Origin of the sequence: Noviherbaspirillum soli (genome assembly GCF_015352955.1) — a bacterium.
Taxonomy (GTDB): Bacteria; Pseudomonadota; Gammaproteobacteria; order Burkholderiales; family Burkholderiaceae_D; genus Noviherbaspirillum_A; species Noviherbaspirillum_A soli.
This window is the reverse complement of sequence record NZ_JACYOX010000025.1, coordinates 74,792-90,686: the sequence shown is the minus strand read 5'-3', so window position 1 is coordinate 90,686 and position 15,895 is coordinate 74,792. Positions and strand designations below refer to the sequence as shown.

Genomic DNA, 15,895 nt, shown 5'->3' with positions numbered 1-15,895 from the left:
ACCCGGAGCGGGGCGCGGCTAAACTCGCTCCACTTCGTTGCGCTCAAACAGACGCCGCACCTTTTCCCGCTCCGGGTACCGCTGACACGGCGCGCTCAACGGGACTCCACTGCAACGGCAACTTCAAAAGCAACGGCAACTTCAAAAGCAACGGCAACGGCAACGGCAACGGCAACTGCAACTGCAACTGCAACTGCAACTGCAATTGCCACTGCACTGCCACCGCACTGCCACCGCAACGGCCACTTCAAAGCGCCAGCGACCATCCCTTAACGCCGAAAGATCCGGGCTTCCCCGCGCACATCCCAGGCCGCGCTTGCTTCAGCCGGCGCCGTCGCAGCCTACTGAACGAGCATTTGAAAGCGACGCGGCTTTCGCAAATTGCAATTATTTCAGTCATGCGTTGTCTGAGCCAGACGCCGCCGGCCGGCGGCGTATTAATCAGCGACGATGGAGGAATATATGACAGTCAAGAAAGCATGGGCGGTATGGCGGGGCGGCATCAAGGACGGCGGCGGCACGATTTCCACCGAGACCGGCGTACTCAAGGAAGCACCCTATGGCTTCAAGTCGCGCTTCGAGGATGGTCCCGGCACCAATCCGGAAGAACTGATCGGCGCCGCGCACGCCGGCTGCTTTTCGATGGCGCTGTCGCTGATGCTCGGCGAGGCCGGCCTGAAGCCGGAACAGATCGATACCCACGCAGCCATCACCCTGGAAAAGTCGGCCGACGGATTTGAGATCACCGCCAGCCACCTGACCGTGGTGGCCCGCATTCCCGGCGCCGACAAGGCGAAGTTCGAAGAGATTGCCAACAAGGCAAAGGCCGGCTGCCCGGTTTCCAAGGTGCTTAACGCCAATATCACGATGGACGCCAGACTGGAAGGCTGAGCTTTCCTTGCAAAACGTAGCGGGGCCTGCGCCAGCTGGCCCGGCCAGGCATCAGCCCGGCCGGGCACTGCTTCGGTTCGGGCACCATATTTATTGATAAAAAGCAATCTATTTCCTGTTGGACAAAATTCTTATTGCCGACAAGAAATATATTCGCTAGTATTGGCTCGTGGTCTGAAAAGGCAAACCTGGCGAAAGCCAGGGACGCAAAGTCATCGGTCTACCGGGCGAAACGCCCTATGACGGCAGGACTGCCAGACACGCCGCCAGTGGGTTTCTTTGCTCGTTCAAAGTACTAGTCTTCCATACCGGGGTCGCCACAACTTCCGGCAGACATGCGCTGACGGCGTATCCAAGCAGTTCTGTCCAGGTACCGCTTTTAAACCTTGGACAGGAACTCAACATGAACCAGCAAAACGCATCGAAGTTCGCAAGACACAGAAACAGTCATTCCTCCCTGCGCCAGCGCGCCATCGATCTGGCCTGCCAGGCAGCGTTCCTGCTGCCTTCCATGCTGGTCGGCGCTGCCGCCCTGCAGGCGCCGGCAGCCATCGCGGCGCAGCCGGTTGCCAACAGCGCTGAACAGTACGCCCGCGGCCGCATCCTGGTGATGCCGCGTGCCGGCCTGAGCGAAGCAGAATTCGCCAAGGCGCTGGCGCCGCACGGCGGCAAAGGCAAGAAAATCGGCCAGAGCGACCTGCACGTGGTCGAACTGCCGGCCAACGCTTCCGAAAAAGCCGTGGTGGAGCGCCTGAACCGGCATCCGCATATCAAGTTTGCCGAACTGGACCGCCTGGTCAAACCCAACTTCGTCAGCAACGATCCCTACATGGGCAGCGAATGGCACCTGAACAAGGTCGGCGCCACCACCGCCTGGGACACCACCCAGGGCGCGGGCGTGATCATCGCGATCCTGGATTCGGGCGTCGATGGCACGCACCCGGACCTGGCGCCGCAGATGGTGCCCGGCTATAACTTCTACGACAACAACACCAATACCGCCGACGTCAACGGCCACGGCACCGCGGTGGCCGGCGTAGCCGCCGCTGCAACCAACAATGCGCTGGGCGTGGCCGGCGTGGCGGGCCAGGCCAGGATCATGCCGGTGCGTATCGCCGACGCCAATGCCTATGCCTACTACAGCACCATCGCCAAGGGCGTGACCTATGCCGCCGACAATGGCGCGCGCGTGGTCAACTGCAGCTACGGCGGCGTGGCCGGCAGCTCCACCATCCAGAGCGCGGCGCAGTACCTGAAGAACAAGGGCGGCCTGATGTTCGTCTCGGCCGGCAACAACGGCATCGATGAAAACATCACGCCAACCACCACCATGATCGCGGTGTCGGCTACTGACGAGAATGACTACCGCACCAGCTGGTCCAGCTACGGCAACTTCGTGTCGATGGCCGCGCCAGGCATCACCTACACCACCAGCCGCGGCGGTTCCTACGGCAACTGGATGGGCACCTCCTTCTCCAGCCCGCTGACGGCAGGCGTGGCGGCGCTGATGATGGCGGCCAAGCCCTCGCTGGGCAGCGCCGATATCGAGAAGCTGATGTTCTCCACCGCGGTCGACATCGGCGCCGCCGGCCGCGACATCTATTACGGCTATGGCCGGGTCAATGCCGCCGCCGCGGTGCAGGCAGCAGTCAACACCACGGTAGCCGTGGACACCCAGGCGCCGGCGGTCTCGATTTCCGATCCGATCGCCTATGCCACCGTCACCGGCGTGGTGCCGGTCAATGTCAGCGCCACCGACAATGTCGGCGTGGCGCGGGTGGAACTGAAGGTCAATGGCAGCACGGTATCGGTCGACAGCGCCGCGCCGTTCGCCTTCAGCTGGGACTCGGCCGGCGTGGTCAACGGCATGGCCAACCTGGTCGCGTACGCCTATGACGCCGCCGGCAACGTGGCGGCATCGTCCACGGTGGCGGTCAACGTGGCCAACGGCACCACCGTGGTAGCGAAGGACACCACGCCGCCAGCGGTGAAGATCGCCAACCCGGTGTCGGGCAAGGTATCTGGCAACGTGTCGGTCAGCAGCAGCGCCCAGGACGACAGCGGCTCGGCCGGCATCACCCAGTGGATCTACATCGATGGCAGCCTGGTCGCCACCGGCAAGGGCTCCAGCCTGGCCTACAACTGGAACACCCGCAAGGCCAGTAAGGGCACTCACACCATCGCAGTGACGGCGCGCGATGCGGCGGGCAATAGCAGCACGACCTCGGTGAGCGTGATGAACTGAGTGGCGGAGAATGAAAAAGCCTGGCGCAGGCAGATCTGGCGCCAGGTTGGGCAGCGGCTTTTTGCTGCTTTCAGAACATCGATGCTTGCACCCGCATCAGTGGCTGCAAGCATTTCTGTTTCAGGACCACTTGTACGAATCAAATCAATATAGTCCGTTTTTTCTATGACGGGAAACCAGTCCCATGCCCAGCAAGCCCATTCCCAGAATGGCAATCGTGCCTGGCTCGGGAATCTGGTTGCCAGAGCCCCCAGGATCCGAAAGGTAATAGACACTGATGTGGGATATGTCCTTGGAGGTTGATTGGCCACTAAGGGAGAAAGGCGGAGCTGTGAAAGGCGTGCTGTAGGTATTGGTACCTGATGCTACTGGGGTGGACAACAGATAGGCCACCAGATTTGTGTTGGCACCATCTTTCATGACAAACATGAACTGGATGGAGGCATCAGCACCTATGAAACCATAGCCGCCTGATTGGCCGGCGCCTGAAAAGTTAAAGAAATTCGAAGAATTTGTTTGTTCTGTAACATCGAATCGCCCATCGAATTGCCAAATGTTTTTCCCAAAAAAGCTTTCTGTATTTACGGTGTAGCTCGAGGCAGGTGGACTAACGGAGTCATTGACTGCACCGTCAAGCGGACTGAGGATCAAGCAATCCGAGGCACCATCCACCTTCGTACTGATATCGTAACTTGCTCCTGTGCATGAAATGGTGGCTGCCTGGCCGCTAGTAACAACGGCAAACAATCCCAGTCCAGCAAGGAGAGAATTGAGATAGGTTTTTTTGATCATTTAAAACTCCCTGAAAATTTTTGCCAAAGTGATGAGGCACTCAGAATTATTTTTGAAATATAAGATTTTTCTCCTTTATTGTCGGAACGCTAGCCATTTAGCATCTTTTGTGCCAACAGAAAATTTCCTTTAATAATCAAAATTATACAAGTAGTTAAATAATAATATTTACTTATGGTGTAAAGAATGCCGACATCAGAACCTGCAGTAAATTTCCAAGAAGTAACTATGACTGCTGGAGTCGGGCTCTATTACCGCTAACTGCTGCTATGAACATCAGTTTCGTAACAGCCAAAAATAATTACATGAAGAAATATGTTTAAATTTAATGGCGACGTTCATTAAATAAAAATTCAGCTTGGAAAGAAAGGACTGTAAAGTTTTCCGTCAAATCATTTTGGAATGCCTCACTTTGTAGAAGGCAGGTGAATGCACTGAATTAGGAATCCGAGTAAAACATTTTATTGCATTGATGAAAGTTTTATCCATGCAATAAAACCCGTGACCGCAAGCAGTAAGTTCAGCAACGGCAATCAGCTAACTGACCTGTTTAAGACCAGACTGGATTTCCTTATGTCTGCACGTTCACGTAGTGGACGGCACTTCCATCCCCCGCTGCACCGCCGGCCTTTCCCCCACCATCTGCAGCCAGCGCCGCACCGCTTCCTTGTCCCGCAGCGCCTGCGCCAGCGGTTCCTGCAGGAAGGTGGTGGCCGCCAGCGTCCACGGGTAGGCGGCGATATCCGCGATCGAGTAAGCCTCGCCGCCCAGATAGGCCGATTCCTTCAGCCGCTTCTCCAGCACGCCAAGCAGCCGCTCGCCTTCCTCGGTGAAGCGCGCAATCGCGGCCGGGGTTTTCTCCTGGGAGCGCTTGGCGAAATAGCCGAGCTGGCCCAGCATCGGTCCCAGGCTGCCGATCTGCCAGTGCATCCATTCCAGCGCCTTGTACCGTTCCGGCCCCGAGGCAGCCAGGAAGCGTCCGCTCTTTTCCGCCAGGTAGGTGAGGATGGCGCCGCTCTCGAAGATGGCCAGCGGGCCGCCCTCGGCGTCGTGGTCGACGATGGCCGGGATCTTGTTGTTCGGCGAAATCTTCAAGAAGTCCGGCGCATGCTGCTCGTTCCTGCTCAGGTCGACCGTGCGCACCTCGTAGGGCCAGCCCAGTTCTTCCAGCATGATGGGCACCTTGCGGCCGTTGGGCGTGGTCCAGGTATGAAGGGTGATCATGGTCGGTTTCTCCTTGGCGTGAAAACGTCGATTGGGCGGCTGCGCCGCGACATCAGTCCGATTTGTCTAAACGTACTTTGTTCCACGCCAGAACCGGTCTGCCGCAACAGGGCATGCGCGGGGTATATGATGCGCAGATTCCCTGGTTAAAAGAGCATCATGTCCGATCGCATCAAAGCAGAGTTTCCCGCGCCCGACCCATCCGGCCCCGTTCCGGTCAGGGCGCCAGCCGTGCACCGCAATCGCACCGCGCTGATCAAGGGACGCTTCATGATGGCGGCCGTCAGCTCGGTTGCGCTGTGCGCCTTGATGGGACTGCTCTACCTGTTCGGGCTGATGCCGGCCGCGGTCGCCTCCAGCGGCGCCGTGCTGATCATGGGCAGCGTGCTGCTGTTCTACCTGGTGTTCCGGTCCAGGTTCAACGAGAAGGCGCGCGACCCGAGCATGACATTGCCCATGACCACGGCGGCGGTGCTGTGCGTGCTGTATGTGATGCTCGGCTCCAGTGCCGCGCGCGACACCTTCGTCAGCTTCTTCGGGCTGATCCTGCTGTTCGCCGTCTTCCGCTTTTCAACGCGCACGCTGCTGCTGCAGAGCGGCCTGATGCTGCTGGGCTATGCCGGGGTGATCTTCGCCGCCTGGCGTGCCGGCGTGCCGGGAGCCGACCATGCGCCCGACATTGCCCGCTGGCTCACGCTGGCTATTGCGCTGCCGCTGTTTGCGCTGATCGGCGGCGAGATCATGGCCGGGCGCCGCACCGCGATGCAGCGCCTGCGCGCCAGCGAGGAACGCTTCCGGCGCCTGACCGCGCTGTCTTCCGACTGGTACTGGGAACAGGACCAGGACCTGCGCTTCACCACGCTGTCGCCCGGCCTGGAAACCAAGGCGGGCATCGCGCCATGGCGGCTGATCGGCAAGACGCTGCCGGAAATCACGACGGCGCCGTTCCATGCCGACTGGCATGTCCACCAGGAGGCGAGCGCGGCGCGCCTGCCGTTCGCCCATGTCGAGTTCCAGGCCAGCGACGACAGCGGCGCGCTGCGCTGGCTCAGCCTGTCGGGCGAGCCGCTGTTCGACGCCGACCAGCGCTTCCTGGGCTATTACGGCACCGGGCGCGATATCACCGCCAGGAAGGCGGTGGAAGCACGCATCCATTTCCAGGCCCATCATGACGCGCTGACCGGCCTGGCCAACCGCATGCTGCTCATCGACAGGCTGGAGCATGCGATGGCGCAGGCCGACAGCGACGGCCATGCGCTGTGGGTGCTGTTCGTCGACCTGGACCGCTTCAAGCGCATCAACGACAGCCTGGGCCACAAGGCCGGCGATGCCGTGCTGAAAAGCGTGGCCCAGCGCATGCAGGCGCAACTGCGGCCGGCCGATACCATTGCCCGGCTCGGCGGCGACGAATTCGTGCTGGTGCTGCCGGACTGGCCGGCCGGCAGCCTGTCGCTCGGGCTGGTGCAGCGCATGATGGATGCGGTGCGCGCGCCGTACGCCGCCAATGGCAACGCCATCCTGATCAGCTGCAGCGTCGGCATCGCGGTCTATCCGGGCGATGCCTCCACCGCCGAGCTGCTGGTGGAGCGGGCCGACGTTGCTATGTACCGCGCCAAGGAAGCCGGCCGCAACAGCGCCCATTTCTACAAGGCCGAGATGAATGCGCTGGCGATGAACCGGCTGCGCATGGAAAGCGACCTGCGCAGCGCGCTGCAGACCAATGAATTCGTGCTGCATTACCAGCCGCAGATGGACCTGGACAGCGGCCGCATCGTCGGCGTCGAGGCGCTGCTGCGCTGGCAGCATATGCGGCCGGGGCTGCGCCAGCCGGCTGAGTTCATCGGCGTGGCCGAGGAGATCGGCCTGATCGTGCCGATCGGCGACTGGGTGCTGAACCAGGCCTGCCTGCAGGCGGTGGCCTGGCAGCGGGCCGGCCTGCCGCCCATGCACATGGCTGTGAATCTGTCGGCGCGGCAGTTCGCGCAGCCGGGGCTGGTGGCCGCGGTGTCGGCGGCGCTGGAACGCTCGGGCCTGCAGCCGTCGCTGCTGGAAATCGAGATCACCGAAAGCATGATGATGACCGACGTGGAGCAGGCGGTGGCCACGCTGGCCGACCTGAAGCGCCTGGGCGTGAGGGTAGCGGTGGACGACTTCGGCACCGGCCATTCCAGCCTGTACTACCTGAAGCGCTTCCCGATCGACGTGCTCAAGATCGACCGTTCCTTCGTGCGCGACATCGTCAGCGACGCCGATGACGCCGCCATCGTGGCAGCCATCATCTCGCTGGCGCACAGCCTGGACATGACGGTGGTGGCGGAAGGGGTGGAGCATGCCGACCAGCTGATCTACCTGGCGCGCTGCGGCTGCGACACCATGCAGGGCTACATGATCAGCCCGCCGATGCGGGCCGAGGCGCTGGATCCCTTGCTCGTCGATGCGCCGGCGGAAGCGGGCGTGCGCGGCCGGCTGCGCGCCTGATGCCCGCGGCGCGCGGCCGGCTGTGGCCGTGCTCTCAGTGGCCGTGCTGCTTTTCGTACTCGTCGGCCTCGGCCTTGTTGCGGTGCACGATGCCGTCCGGATGCTCGGGCGGGGTGTACAGGGTGTAGAGCCGCATCGGCGCGCTGGTGGAGGTGTTGATCACATTGTGCTCGGTGCCGGCCGGGATCACCACCGCCACGCCGTCTTCCAGCGCATGCCGTTCGCCGTCGAGGATGGCGACGCCTTCGCCTTCCTCGACGCGGATGAACTGGTCATGGCCTTCATGATGCTCCATGCCGATCTCCTCGCCAGGCTGCAGGGTCATGATGACCAGCTGGCTGCGCTGGGTGGTGTACAGGACTTCGCGGAAGTTGTTTCCGGCAAGGGTCTTTTCCTCGATGTTGATGCTGTAGCCTGACATGCTTTCCTCCTTGATGGAAAGCGGCCAACCATGGCCGCCCAGGGAGGGCATTGTATAAGAGGCAAGCGCCGGGGGCATGCGGCCGATCATGCCGGTGCTGTCCGGCCGCCTTTCATCCGCCCTGCAGCGCCCGCGCCAGATAGGGCGCGGTGCGGCTGTCACGGCTTTTGGCAACCTGCGCCGGCGGCGCGCTGGCCACCACGCGGCCGCCTTCGTCGCCGGCGCCGGTGCCGATATCCATCACCCAGTCGCTGGCGGCGACGATGCGCATGTCGTGCTCCACCACGATGACGGTGTTGCCGGCGTCGACCAGGGTCTGCAGCTGGGCCAGCAGGCGATCGATGTCGGACGGGTGCAGGCCGGTGCTGGGCTCGTCCAGGATATAGAGCGTGTCGCCGCGCTGCGGCCGCTGCAGCTCGGTGGCCAGCTTGATGCGCTGCGCCTCGCCGCCGGACAGCTCGGTGGCGGACTGGCCCAGGCGCAGGTAGCCCAGGCCGACTTCGCGCAGCACGCCCAGCGGCCGCGCCAGCGCCTCGTGATCGGCGAAGAAATCGAGGGCGGCATCGACCGTCATGCCCAGCACATCGGCGATGTTGCGGTCCTGGTAGCGCACCGCCAGCACCCGGTCGTTGTAGCGCGCGCCTTCGCAGGCGGGGCAGGGCGTGTAGACGCTGGGCAGGAACAGCAGCTCCACCATCACCTGGCCCTCGCCCTGGCAGTTGGGGCATCGGCCCTTGGCCACGTTGAACGAGAAATGGCCGGCGTCGAAGCGTCGCCGGCGCGCATCCGGGCTGGCGGCAAAGAGCTTGCGCACATGGTCGAACAGGCCGGTGTAGGTCGCCAGGTTGGAACGCGGCGTGCGGCCGATCGGCTTCTGGTCCACCCGCACCATGCGCCGTATCGCTTCCATGCCCGAGCCGATGCGCCCGCCAACCGGCATGGCGATCGCATCGGCCAGGGCATCGGCTTCTTCCTCGGCTTCGCCGGCATCATGCCCCAGCCAGGCGGCCGCCAGCTCCACCAGCGCCTGGCTGACCAGGCTGGACTTGCCCGAGCCCGAAACGCCGGTCACGCTGGTCAGGACGCCCAGCGGAAACGCCACGTCCAGCGCCTGCAGGTTGTTGCGGCTGATGCCTTCCAGCCGCAGCCATCCCGCCGGCTCGCGCACGGCGCGCGCCGCAGGCGGCGCGACGTCGAACAGGTAGCGCCGGGTCTGCGACAGCGCCACGGCCGCCAGGCCTTCCGGCGGGCCGCTGTAGAGCACGGTTCCGCCGCCTTCCCCGGCCGCCGGCCCGACATCGACGATCCAGTCGGCGCGGCGGATCACGTCCAGCTCATGCTCGACCACGAACAGCGAATTGCCCGAGGCCTTCAGCTTGTCCAGCGCATCGAGCAGGGCCTCGGTGTCGGCCGGATGCAGGCCGGCCGACGGCTCGTCCAGCACATAGACCACGCCGAACAGGTTGGAGCGCACCTGGGTCGCCAGCCGCAGCCGCTGCAGCTCGCCCGGAGAGAGCGTCGGCGTGCTGCGCTCCAGGGTCAGGTAGCCCAGGCCCAGGTCGAGCAGCACCGCCAGCCGGGCCGCCAGGTCGGCCGCGATGCGCTGGCGCACGATCACCTGCTCCGGATGCTCGCGGTCATGCCGCGCATTGCCCCTGGCCGTGTTCGCCGCATAGGGCGCCAGCAGGGCCGCAAGCTGCTTGAGGGGCAGGCGCGAGATCGCGCTGATGTCATGGCCGGCGAAGGTGACCGACAGCGACTCGCGCCGCAGCCGCCTGCCGTTGCAGGCGGGGCAGTCATTGCTGACCAGGTAGCGCGCCACCCGCTTCTTCATCAGCGGGCTCTGGGTCGTGGCATAGGTCTGCAGCACGTACTTGCGGGCGCTGGTGAAGGTGCCCTGGTAGCTGGGCGTGGCCTTCTGCTTCAGGGCCGTTTGCACCTCTTTTGCGCTGAGGCCGGAATAGACAGGCACGGTGGGCTGCTCGTCGGTGAAGAGGATCCAGTCGCGCTGCTTCCTTGGCAGGTCGCGCCAGGGTGTGTCGACGTCATAGCCCAGCGTCATCAGGATCTCGCGCAGGTTCTGGCCATGCCAGGCGGTGGGCCAGGCCGCCACCGCCCGCTCGCGTATGGTCAGGCTGTCGTCCGGCACCATCGACTGTTCGGTGGCTTCCACCACCCGCCCCAGGCCATGGCATTCCGGGCAGGCACCTTCCGGCGTGTTGGGGGAAAACGATTCGGCATACAGCAGTTCCTGGCCCGGCGGATAGTCGCCGGCGCGGGAATAGAGCATGCGCATCAGGTTCGACAGCGTGGTGACGCTGCCGACCGAGGAGCGGGTGGTCGGCGTGCCGCGCTGCTGCTGCAGCGCCACCGCCGGCGGCAGGCCGTCGATCTCGTCGACTTCCGGCACCGCCATCTGGTGGAACAGCCGGCGCGCATAGGGCGACACCGATTCCAGGTAGCGCCGCTGCGCCTCGGCATACAGCGTGCCGAAGGCCAGGGATGACTTGCCCGAGCCGGAAACGCCGGTGAAGACCACCAGCGCGTCGCGTGGTATGTCGACGTCGACATTCTTCAGGTTGTGTTCGCGGGCGCCGCGCACGCGGACGTGGGCGGGCGGCGGCATGGCGGAATCGTCAGGGCGGGATTGCGGCATGGATCGATATCAGGGCTGGTCGATGACACAGGATAAGCCGGCGGTAAGCGCCGTGTCGGTGTCCTGGGTCACTTTGGACGCCATCAGTAGGTTGCGGTCAATGGCCTTTCTCATCCTGCTGTCTGCCGCCACGCGTCGGCAGCAGCGTGACATGGCATCCGACGAGGCAGCGCGGCAAAGCAGGAAGCGGGCAGGGCACTGTAGCGCGCTGGCTATGTCTCGTGTGGCAGGTGCCTTGCCTATTGCGTGCTGAGAAATTTCCAGTCCCGATAGGACTGCGCTTGCCCCTGGCCTGCAATCCCGGGCCTGACAGCCCGCTTTACGGTGACAGGCTCATCAGACAGGCTATAGACGCCAATGATCCCGCTACCGTCATTGGCATACACGATTCCCCAGGAAACCTCGCCTGTGATCGGGTCAGCATACAGCTTGCGCAAATGCCGGCGTACGGCTGGATAGCGCGGATCCTTCAGCAAGTCTTCCAGCCGGGCTGGCCGGCGTTGCATATCCACTGGCGTGGCACGGGCATAGCTGAGCAGCGCAGCGCGGTAAGCCATGCCTGTTCCAATCAGTTCCTCTTCCGCCGCTGCGCGAGCAAAGCGTGCGCCTAGCCGCACCGTCATTGTGCTCGTCAACGTCATCAGGCCAAGGGCGATCAGCAGGGCCAGATAAGTGAAGCCGGCGCAAGCACTGTGACGGCCACGCACGGTCTGGATAGGCGTCGCGTGGCGCTGCATCACAGTGCTGAATAAGCCTGACCGTTACGCGCTGTGCCTGGCGCAGCACTTCGGATGTCTTTGACTGCGCCCTTGTCCGATGGCTCTGGGGCAATGACGATCCAGCTAGTCTGGCTCTCGGCCACCGGATCGACCGGCAAGGCGCGCAAGTAATGCTGTTCCACCAGCTCTTCCAGCGATTCTGGGTAGCGACCCGTATCGCCATGAAACCTGTCGATGGTTTCCCGGACCCGCGCCAGATTTTCCACCAGGATGGTTTCCCGGGCCGTATCCAGGCTCTGGAAGTAGCGCGGTGCCGCCACACTGAGCAGCAGCGCAACAATGGCCAGCACGACGAGCAGCTCCATCAGGGTATAACCGCTGCCTGCCTTACCCATGGTAGGTCTCACCCGTCTCGTGGCTCGGCGCTTCATTGGCTCACCAGTTCCTGTAAGGAATGCCATTCAAGCCTGTCCCCGGCGCGGTGGAGTAGACGTCATAGACATCGTCCCCTTCCTGCGGATCGGCCGCCTCGCTGGCGTAGCTGCGCTTGCCCCACGACGCCGAGGCAGAGCCTTCCGGATTATTCTGCATCGGATCCGGCGGCACGCGGCGCAGAAAGTAAATCTTGCGGCGTCCGGGGTCGCGCTGGTCGGGCACGCCTTTCACCAGGACATCCAGACTTTTTGGATAGCCCGATGTGCCGGCTTCCCGCGCAACCCGCCCTTCATCAACGGCACGCTTGTGCTCATCCAGCGCATGACGTATCTGCCACAATGCCTGCCGCAATGCCTGCTCGCGTACTCTTTGCGACGAGATTTGCGCAAGTGGCAGCACCAGGCTGGACATCACCGCCAGGATCGCAAGCGTTAACAGGAGCTCGATCAGCGTGAAGCCACGGCGCTTGCCTGCCTGGTGCAAGCGCATGTTCAAGGCAGTATCCGCAGGAGGTGCGCCGCCGGCAGCGGCATGGGAATGGACTGGCCGTTGGCGCCGACTGGCGCAGCGCGGGACAAGCGGATGCTGCTTGCCTCCACCGGCCCGAGGGCACGAAACTGTATCGTGGCAAAGACACCGCTGCCGATAGCGCCATCCGCACCGTTGCGTTGGCCATTCAACGTAACCTGCCCCTGCGGCTCCACCCTGCTCGAAAAGCTGGTCTGCGCATTATCCGTCTTTAACCATTCGCCTTCCGCCACCATGATGACCTGCAACACCTTGTGATCGAATTCCACCGTGAGCGGCAAGCTCACTACCGGCTGCCTGGCCTGCACGACGATCTGCATGAACAGGCTGTTGCCGGCATTGACCTGTGCCGGACCTTGCCACTGCAGGAACGATGGCTCGGCGCCGGCGGCCGCCAGGCCGTTCTGGCTGCCAGGGCTGGCGTCGGCCTGGGCTGTCCGATATCCCGGGTCGGAAACCGCCATCGACCGTGGATCACTGTTCTGGCCTGCCGCCGGTGCCGCTGGTGCTGTCAGTGCTGGCGACGATCTTGTGGCAGCCGGCGTCAACACCGGCTTTGCTTGCCCCACAGCGGGTCCGGCGCTGGCCGCCGGCACGCCGTCCGGACGATTGCGCAGGCTGTTTTCCGTTCCCGCCCGGAATTGGGCCAGTTCGGCCTGAGGGCGGTGCAGCTGGTGAATGATGCGGGGCGTAATCGACAGAACGATTTCGGTCTTCTGGTTGTTGTCTGTCCTGCTGCCAAACAGACGGCCAACAAGCGGGATGTTGCCCAGGAAGGGCAGCTTGCTGGCACTGTTGCGATCTTCATCATTGATCAGCCCGGCGAGCACCTGGTTTTCGCCATCCTTGAGCCTGAGCACCGTGCTGGCGGTGCGTGTGCCTATCTGGTAAGCGACCGTGCCGGACTTGGTCTGCAACTGGCTGACAATATTGCTGACTTCGAGCGCCACCTTGATGGCGACATCGCCGTCGAGATAGATTGTCGGCTCGACATCGAGCTTCAGGCCGACGTCGACATAATTGATCGCTTCCGACACGAAGCCGGTGGCCGTGGATGTGGTCGTGATATTGGGCACGCGCTCGCCGATCAGGATCTTCGCCTTTTCATGATTGCGAGCGCGGATGCGGGGATTGGCCAGAATATTGGCATCGGAATCCTGTTGCCTGGCATTGATGATGGCAGGCGCAAGCGAGGCGCCTATGCCAGCGGCGTTGAGGCCGCCCAGGTCACGCATCGTCAGCGCCGCGCCGGCGCTTGCCGGCAGTGGCGTCAGCGTCAGGGTGTCGGGCCATTTGACGCCCAGTTCCATCAGCCGGGTACGCTTGACTTCCAGGATCTCGACCTCCAGCATCACCTCGGGTTCCGGCAGATCCTGAATGGCAACCAGCTTTTCGGCAATGCCGATGGCTTCCGGGCTGTCCCGCACAATCAGCAGATTGAGCTTTTCATCGACCACCACATCCCTTGTTCTGGCAATGGTCTTGAGAGAATTGGCCACGGTCCTCGCATCGGCATTGGCGAGGAAGAAGGTCTTCACCATCATTTCCTGATAGTCCTTCTGCTTGGCTGCCGTGTTCGGATAAACCAGGATGGTGTTGGCGTCGAGCACCTGCTGTTCCAGCTGGTTGGTCAGCAGGATGAAATGGACTGCAGCAGCAACCGTGCTGTTCTTCAGAAAAATCGAGGTTTTCTGCTCCGTCTTCACATCCTTGTCGAACAGGAAATTCAGGCCCGATGTGCGCGACAGTACTTCGAACACCTGCTTTAACGATGCTTCCCGGAACTCGATGGTGACAGGCATCTTGTAGGCTGTCGCCAGCGCAGGCTCGGCTGCCGCACGGTCTGCCTTACCGGCCAGCAGGCGGCGCAGCTTCAGCGCTTCCTCCTGCTGCGGGTCTTCAGTCAGGATGACGCGCAAGGTCGCCATCGCGCTGTCCGGGTCCTTGCTGTCCATGGCCTGACGAGCTTGTTTCAGCAGCCCCGCATGGCGCGTCTTGACGTCCAGCGACTGCAAGGCGGCACGTGCCGGCTCGTTGGCCGGGTGAGCCTGCAGCACCCGCAGGTAAAGCCCCCTGGCCTCGCTCCAGCGCGCGGCCTGTTCTGCCTGCCCAGCCTGCGCCATGATGTCTGCCACTGCGCGCTCGCGGGCCGCAAGATAGGCTGTCCGGTACGGCGCGGCGCGGGGGGCCTGCCGCAATGCCTCCTGAAATTTCTCAAGGCTCGCGAAAGCGTTGCCTTCGGCAAGCAGCTTCCTGCCGCTTAGATAAGCGTCCTGCCCGGCGCAGCCGGCCAGCAGCATGCCGATGCCGATGCAGACAATGAGGATCTTCCTGTGCATGCCAGGCCTTCGCCCATGTCTGGGATAGTCATGTGGCGCGACATGCATCAGTCAGCATCTCCAATAGTCATGGTCTGTACCTGGTTCAAGGGCAGAAAAATCAGAGACAGTAATGGCGGCTTGATGCGGGTAACCCGATAGCTTGCGTCAAGAACGGACTGCTCCCGCACAACGACAGGCTCATCGCCACGCGCCAGATACACTTCCCATTCCATGCCGTCGAACTTCTTGCCTACGTAGCGGTAGGGCAGCGGCGGCGCGGCCGGCTGTTCCCGCCGGCTGGCAGGAACAACCGGTGACGGTGTCCATGACTGGCTGTCGAACAGGTTTGCGCCGGCAATGCCGGCCCCCGCGCCGCCTATCCGTGTTTCCCTTTCATGCAGTCCAGACAGATGCAACTCGGCTGGCACCGGCCGCCTACCTTGTGATGGTTTCCCGACGGGTGCCGGTACGGCTGCCGTTCGGCTGGGCGCGTTCCTGGCGCTGTCCGCGGTATCAGGCCTGGAGAGCACCAGCCAGAGACTGCCCATCAGGCATGCAGCAAGCAGCCAGTGACGCCGGCTCATGGCGCGCCGCCCTCTGTTGCGACCGATGTTGAGATCAGCTCTGTCTCATCGCTTTCCAGGAACACGGTAAACCGCAACGTCGCTTCCAGCACCGTGCTGGCAGGTGTTTCACGGCGCAGCGCGATCTCATCGAGGGAAGCAAACGGAATGGCAAGCAGCACGTCTTCCACGAACCGGCGAATCGCAGGATAAGTGGCCTGGACCGGCAAGCCAATCTGCAATGTCGCATAGCGGCCCTCCCTATGATGGCTGGTCTTGTAGTCAGCCTGCCGGAAAGCGATGTGATGCTTCTCGGCCAGCGCAAAGATCGTCCTGAGCTGCTGTTCAACATGACGCGTCTGCCCGAGCAGTGCATAAAATGCCTGTAGCTGCTTCCGCTCACGGGAAGCCACCGGCTGCATTGGCACTGCCGGCAGCGCGCTTTTGAGTTCGCTTTCCTGTTGCCTCTGCAGGAGCGCATGCTCGCCTTGCCTGATCTGCCCCTGCCAGGCGGGAACCGCCAAAAGCACGAGTGCCGCGCCTGTCAGCGAAAAAAGCAGGCCCATGAACCAGGTCCAGCCAGGCCAATAAAGCGCCAGCACCATCCTGGTCCGTGCAACAT

Annotated in this window: 13 protein-coding genes and 1 riboswitch; of the genes, 3 read left to right on the top strand and 10 right to left on the bottom strand. The window is 62.8% G+C overall.

The features are described 5' to 3' along the window. Positions 1–462: 462 nt before the first annotated feature. Positions 463–891 carry an OsmC family protein gene (locus tag IGW04_RS17185; protein WP_194714306.1) on the top strand — a complete coding sequence of 143 codons (429 nt, stop codon included), beginning with the start codon at positions 463–465 and terminating at the stop codon, positions 889–891. Between the two features lie 171 nt (positions 892–1,062). Further along, a riboswitch (cyclic di-GMP riboswitch) is annotated at positions 1,063–1,150 on the top strand. Positions 1,151–1,294: 144 nt separating this feature from the next. Then, positions 1,295–3,136 carry a S8 family serine peptidase gene (locus IGW04_RS17180; protein ID WP_194714305.1) on the top strand — a complete coding sequence of 614 codons (1,842 nt, stop codon included), beginning with the start codon at positions 1,295–1,297 and terminating at the stop codon, positions 3,134–3,136. Positions 3,137–3,280: 144 nt separating this feature from the next. Here IGW04_RS17180 and IGW04_RS17175 read toward each other — a convergent pair whose 3' ends face one another. Further along, positions 3,281–3,928 (bottom strand): PEP-CTERM sorting domain-containing protein, encoded by a 648-nt coding sequence (locus IGW04_RS17175; RefSeq protein ID WP_194714304.1) that lies wholly within the window; start codon positions 3,926–3,928, stop codon positions 3,281–3,283. 585 nt (positions 3,929–4,513) lie between these two features. Beyond that, positions 4,514–5,152 carry a glutathione S-transferase family protein gene (locus IGW04_RS17170; RefSeq protein WP_194714303.1) on the bottom strand — a complete coding sequence of 213 codons (639 nt, stop codon included), beginning with the start codon at positions 5,150–5,152 and terminating at the stop codon, positions 4,514–4,516. Positions 5,153–5,311: 159 nt separating this feature from the next. On the opposite strand from IGW04_RS17170, the gene IGW04_RS17165 reads away from it, so the two are divergent. Next, a complete protein-coding gene (locus IGW04_RS17165; protein ID WP_194714302.1) occupies positions 5,312–7,630 on the top strand; it encodes an EAL domain-containing protein in 2,319 nt (772 codons plus the stop codon). A gap of 34 nt (positions 7,631–7,664) precedes the next feature. Here IGW04_RS17165 and IGW04_RS17160 read toward each other — a convergent pair whose 3' ends face one another. From IGW04_RS17160 to IGW04_RS17125, 8 genes are all read right to left on the bottom strand, one after another. Then, entirely contained in the window at positions 7,665–8,051 is a 387-nt protein-coding gene (locus IGW04_RS17160) for a cupin domain-containing protein (protein ID WP_194714301.1), read from the bottom strand. Positions 8,052–8,163: 112 nt separating this feature from the next. Further along, the gene (locus IGW04_RS17155) at positions 8,164–10,707 is read right to left on the bottom strand and encodes an excinuclease ABC subunit UvrA (RefSeq protein WP_194714300.1); all 2,544 of its coding nucleotides are present in this window, start codon (positions 10,705–10,707) and stop codon (positions 8,164–8,166) included. Positions 10,708–10,946: 239 nt separating this feature from the next. Continuing rightward, positions 10,947–11,444, bottom strand: coding sequence for a type II secretion system protein (locus IGW04_RS17150; RefSeq protein ID WP_194714299.1), 498 nt, complete (start codon positions 11,442–11,444; stop codon positions 10,947–10,949). Next, positions 11,444–11,821, bottom strand: coding sequence for a type II secretion system protein (locus tag IGW04_RS17145; protein WP_194714298.1), 378 nt, complete (start codon positions 11,819–11,821; stop codon positions 11,444–11,446). The genes IGW04_RS17150 and IGW04_RS17145 overlap by 1 nt, the downstream gene beginning before the upstream one ends. Before the next feature lie 40 nt (positions 11,822–11,861). Further along, positions 11,862–12,350 carry a type II secretion system protein gene (locus IGW04_RS17140; protein WP_194714310.1) on the bottom strand — a complete coding sequence of 163 codons (489 nt, stop codon included), beginning with the start codon at positions 12,348–12,350 and terminating at the stop codon, positions 11,862–11,864. 2 nt (positions 12,351–12,352) lie between these two features. Continuing rightward, the gene (locus IGW04_RS17135; protein WP_194714297.1) at positions 12,353–14,728 is read right to left on the bottom strand and encodes a cohesin domain-containing protein; all 2,376 of its coding nucleotides are present in this window, start codon (positions 14,726–14,728) and stop codon (positions 12,353–12,355) included. Between the two features lie 47 nt (positions 14,729–14,775). Then, positions 14,776–15,294 carry a hypothetical protein gene (locus tag IGW04_RS17130; RefSeq protein WP_228527162.1) on the bottom strand — a complete coding sequence of 173 codons (519 nt, stop codon included), beginning with the start codon at positions 15,292–15,294 and terminating at the stop codon, positions 14,776–14,778. Next, positions 15,291–15,878 carry a hypothetical protein gene (locus IGW04_RS17125; protein ID WP_194714295.1) on the bottom strand — a complete coding sequence of 196 codons (588 nt, stop codon included), beginning with the start codon at positions 15,876–15,878 and terminating at the stop codon, positions 15,291–15,293. Before IGW04_RS17125 ends, IGW04_RS17130 begins: the two co-directional genes overlap by 4 nt. Positions 15,879–15,895 lie beyond the last annotated feature (17 nt).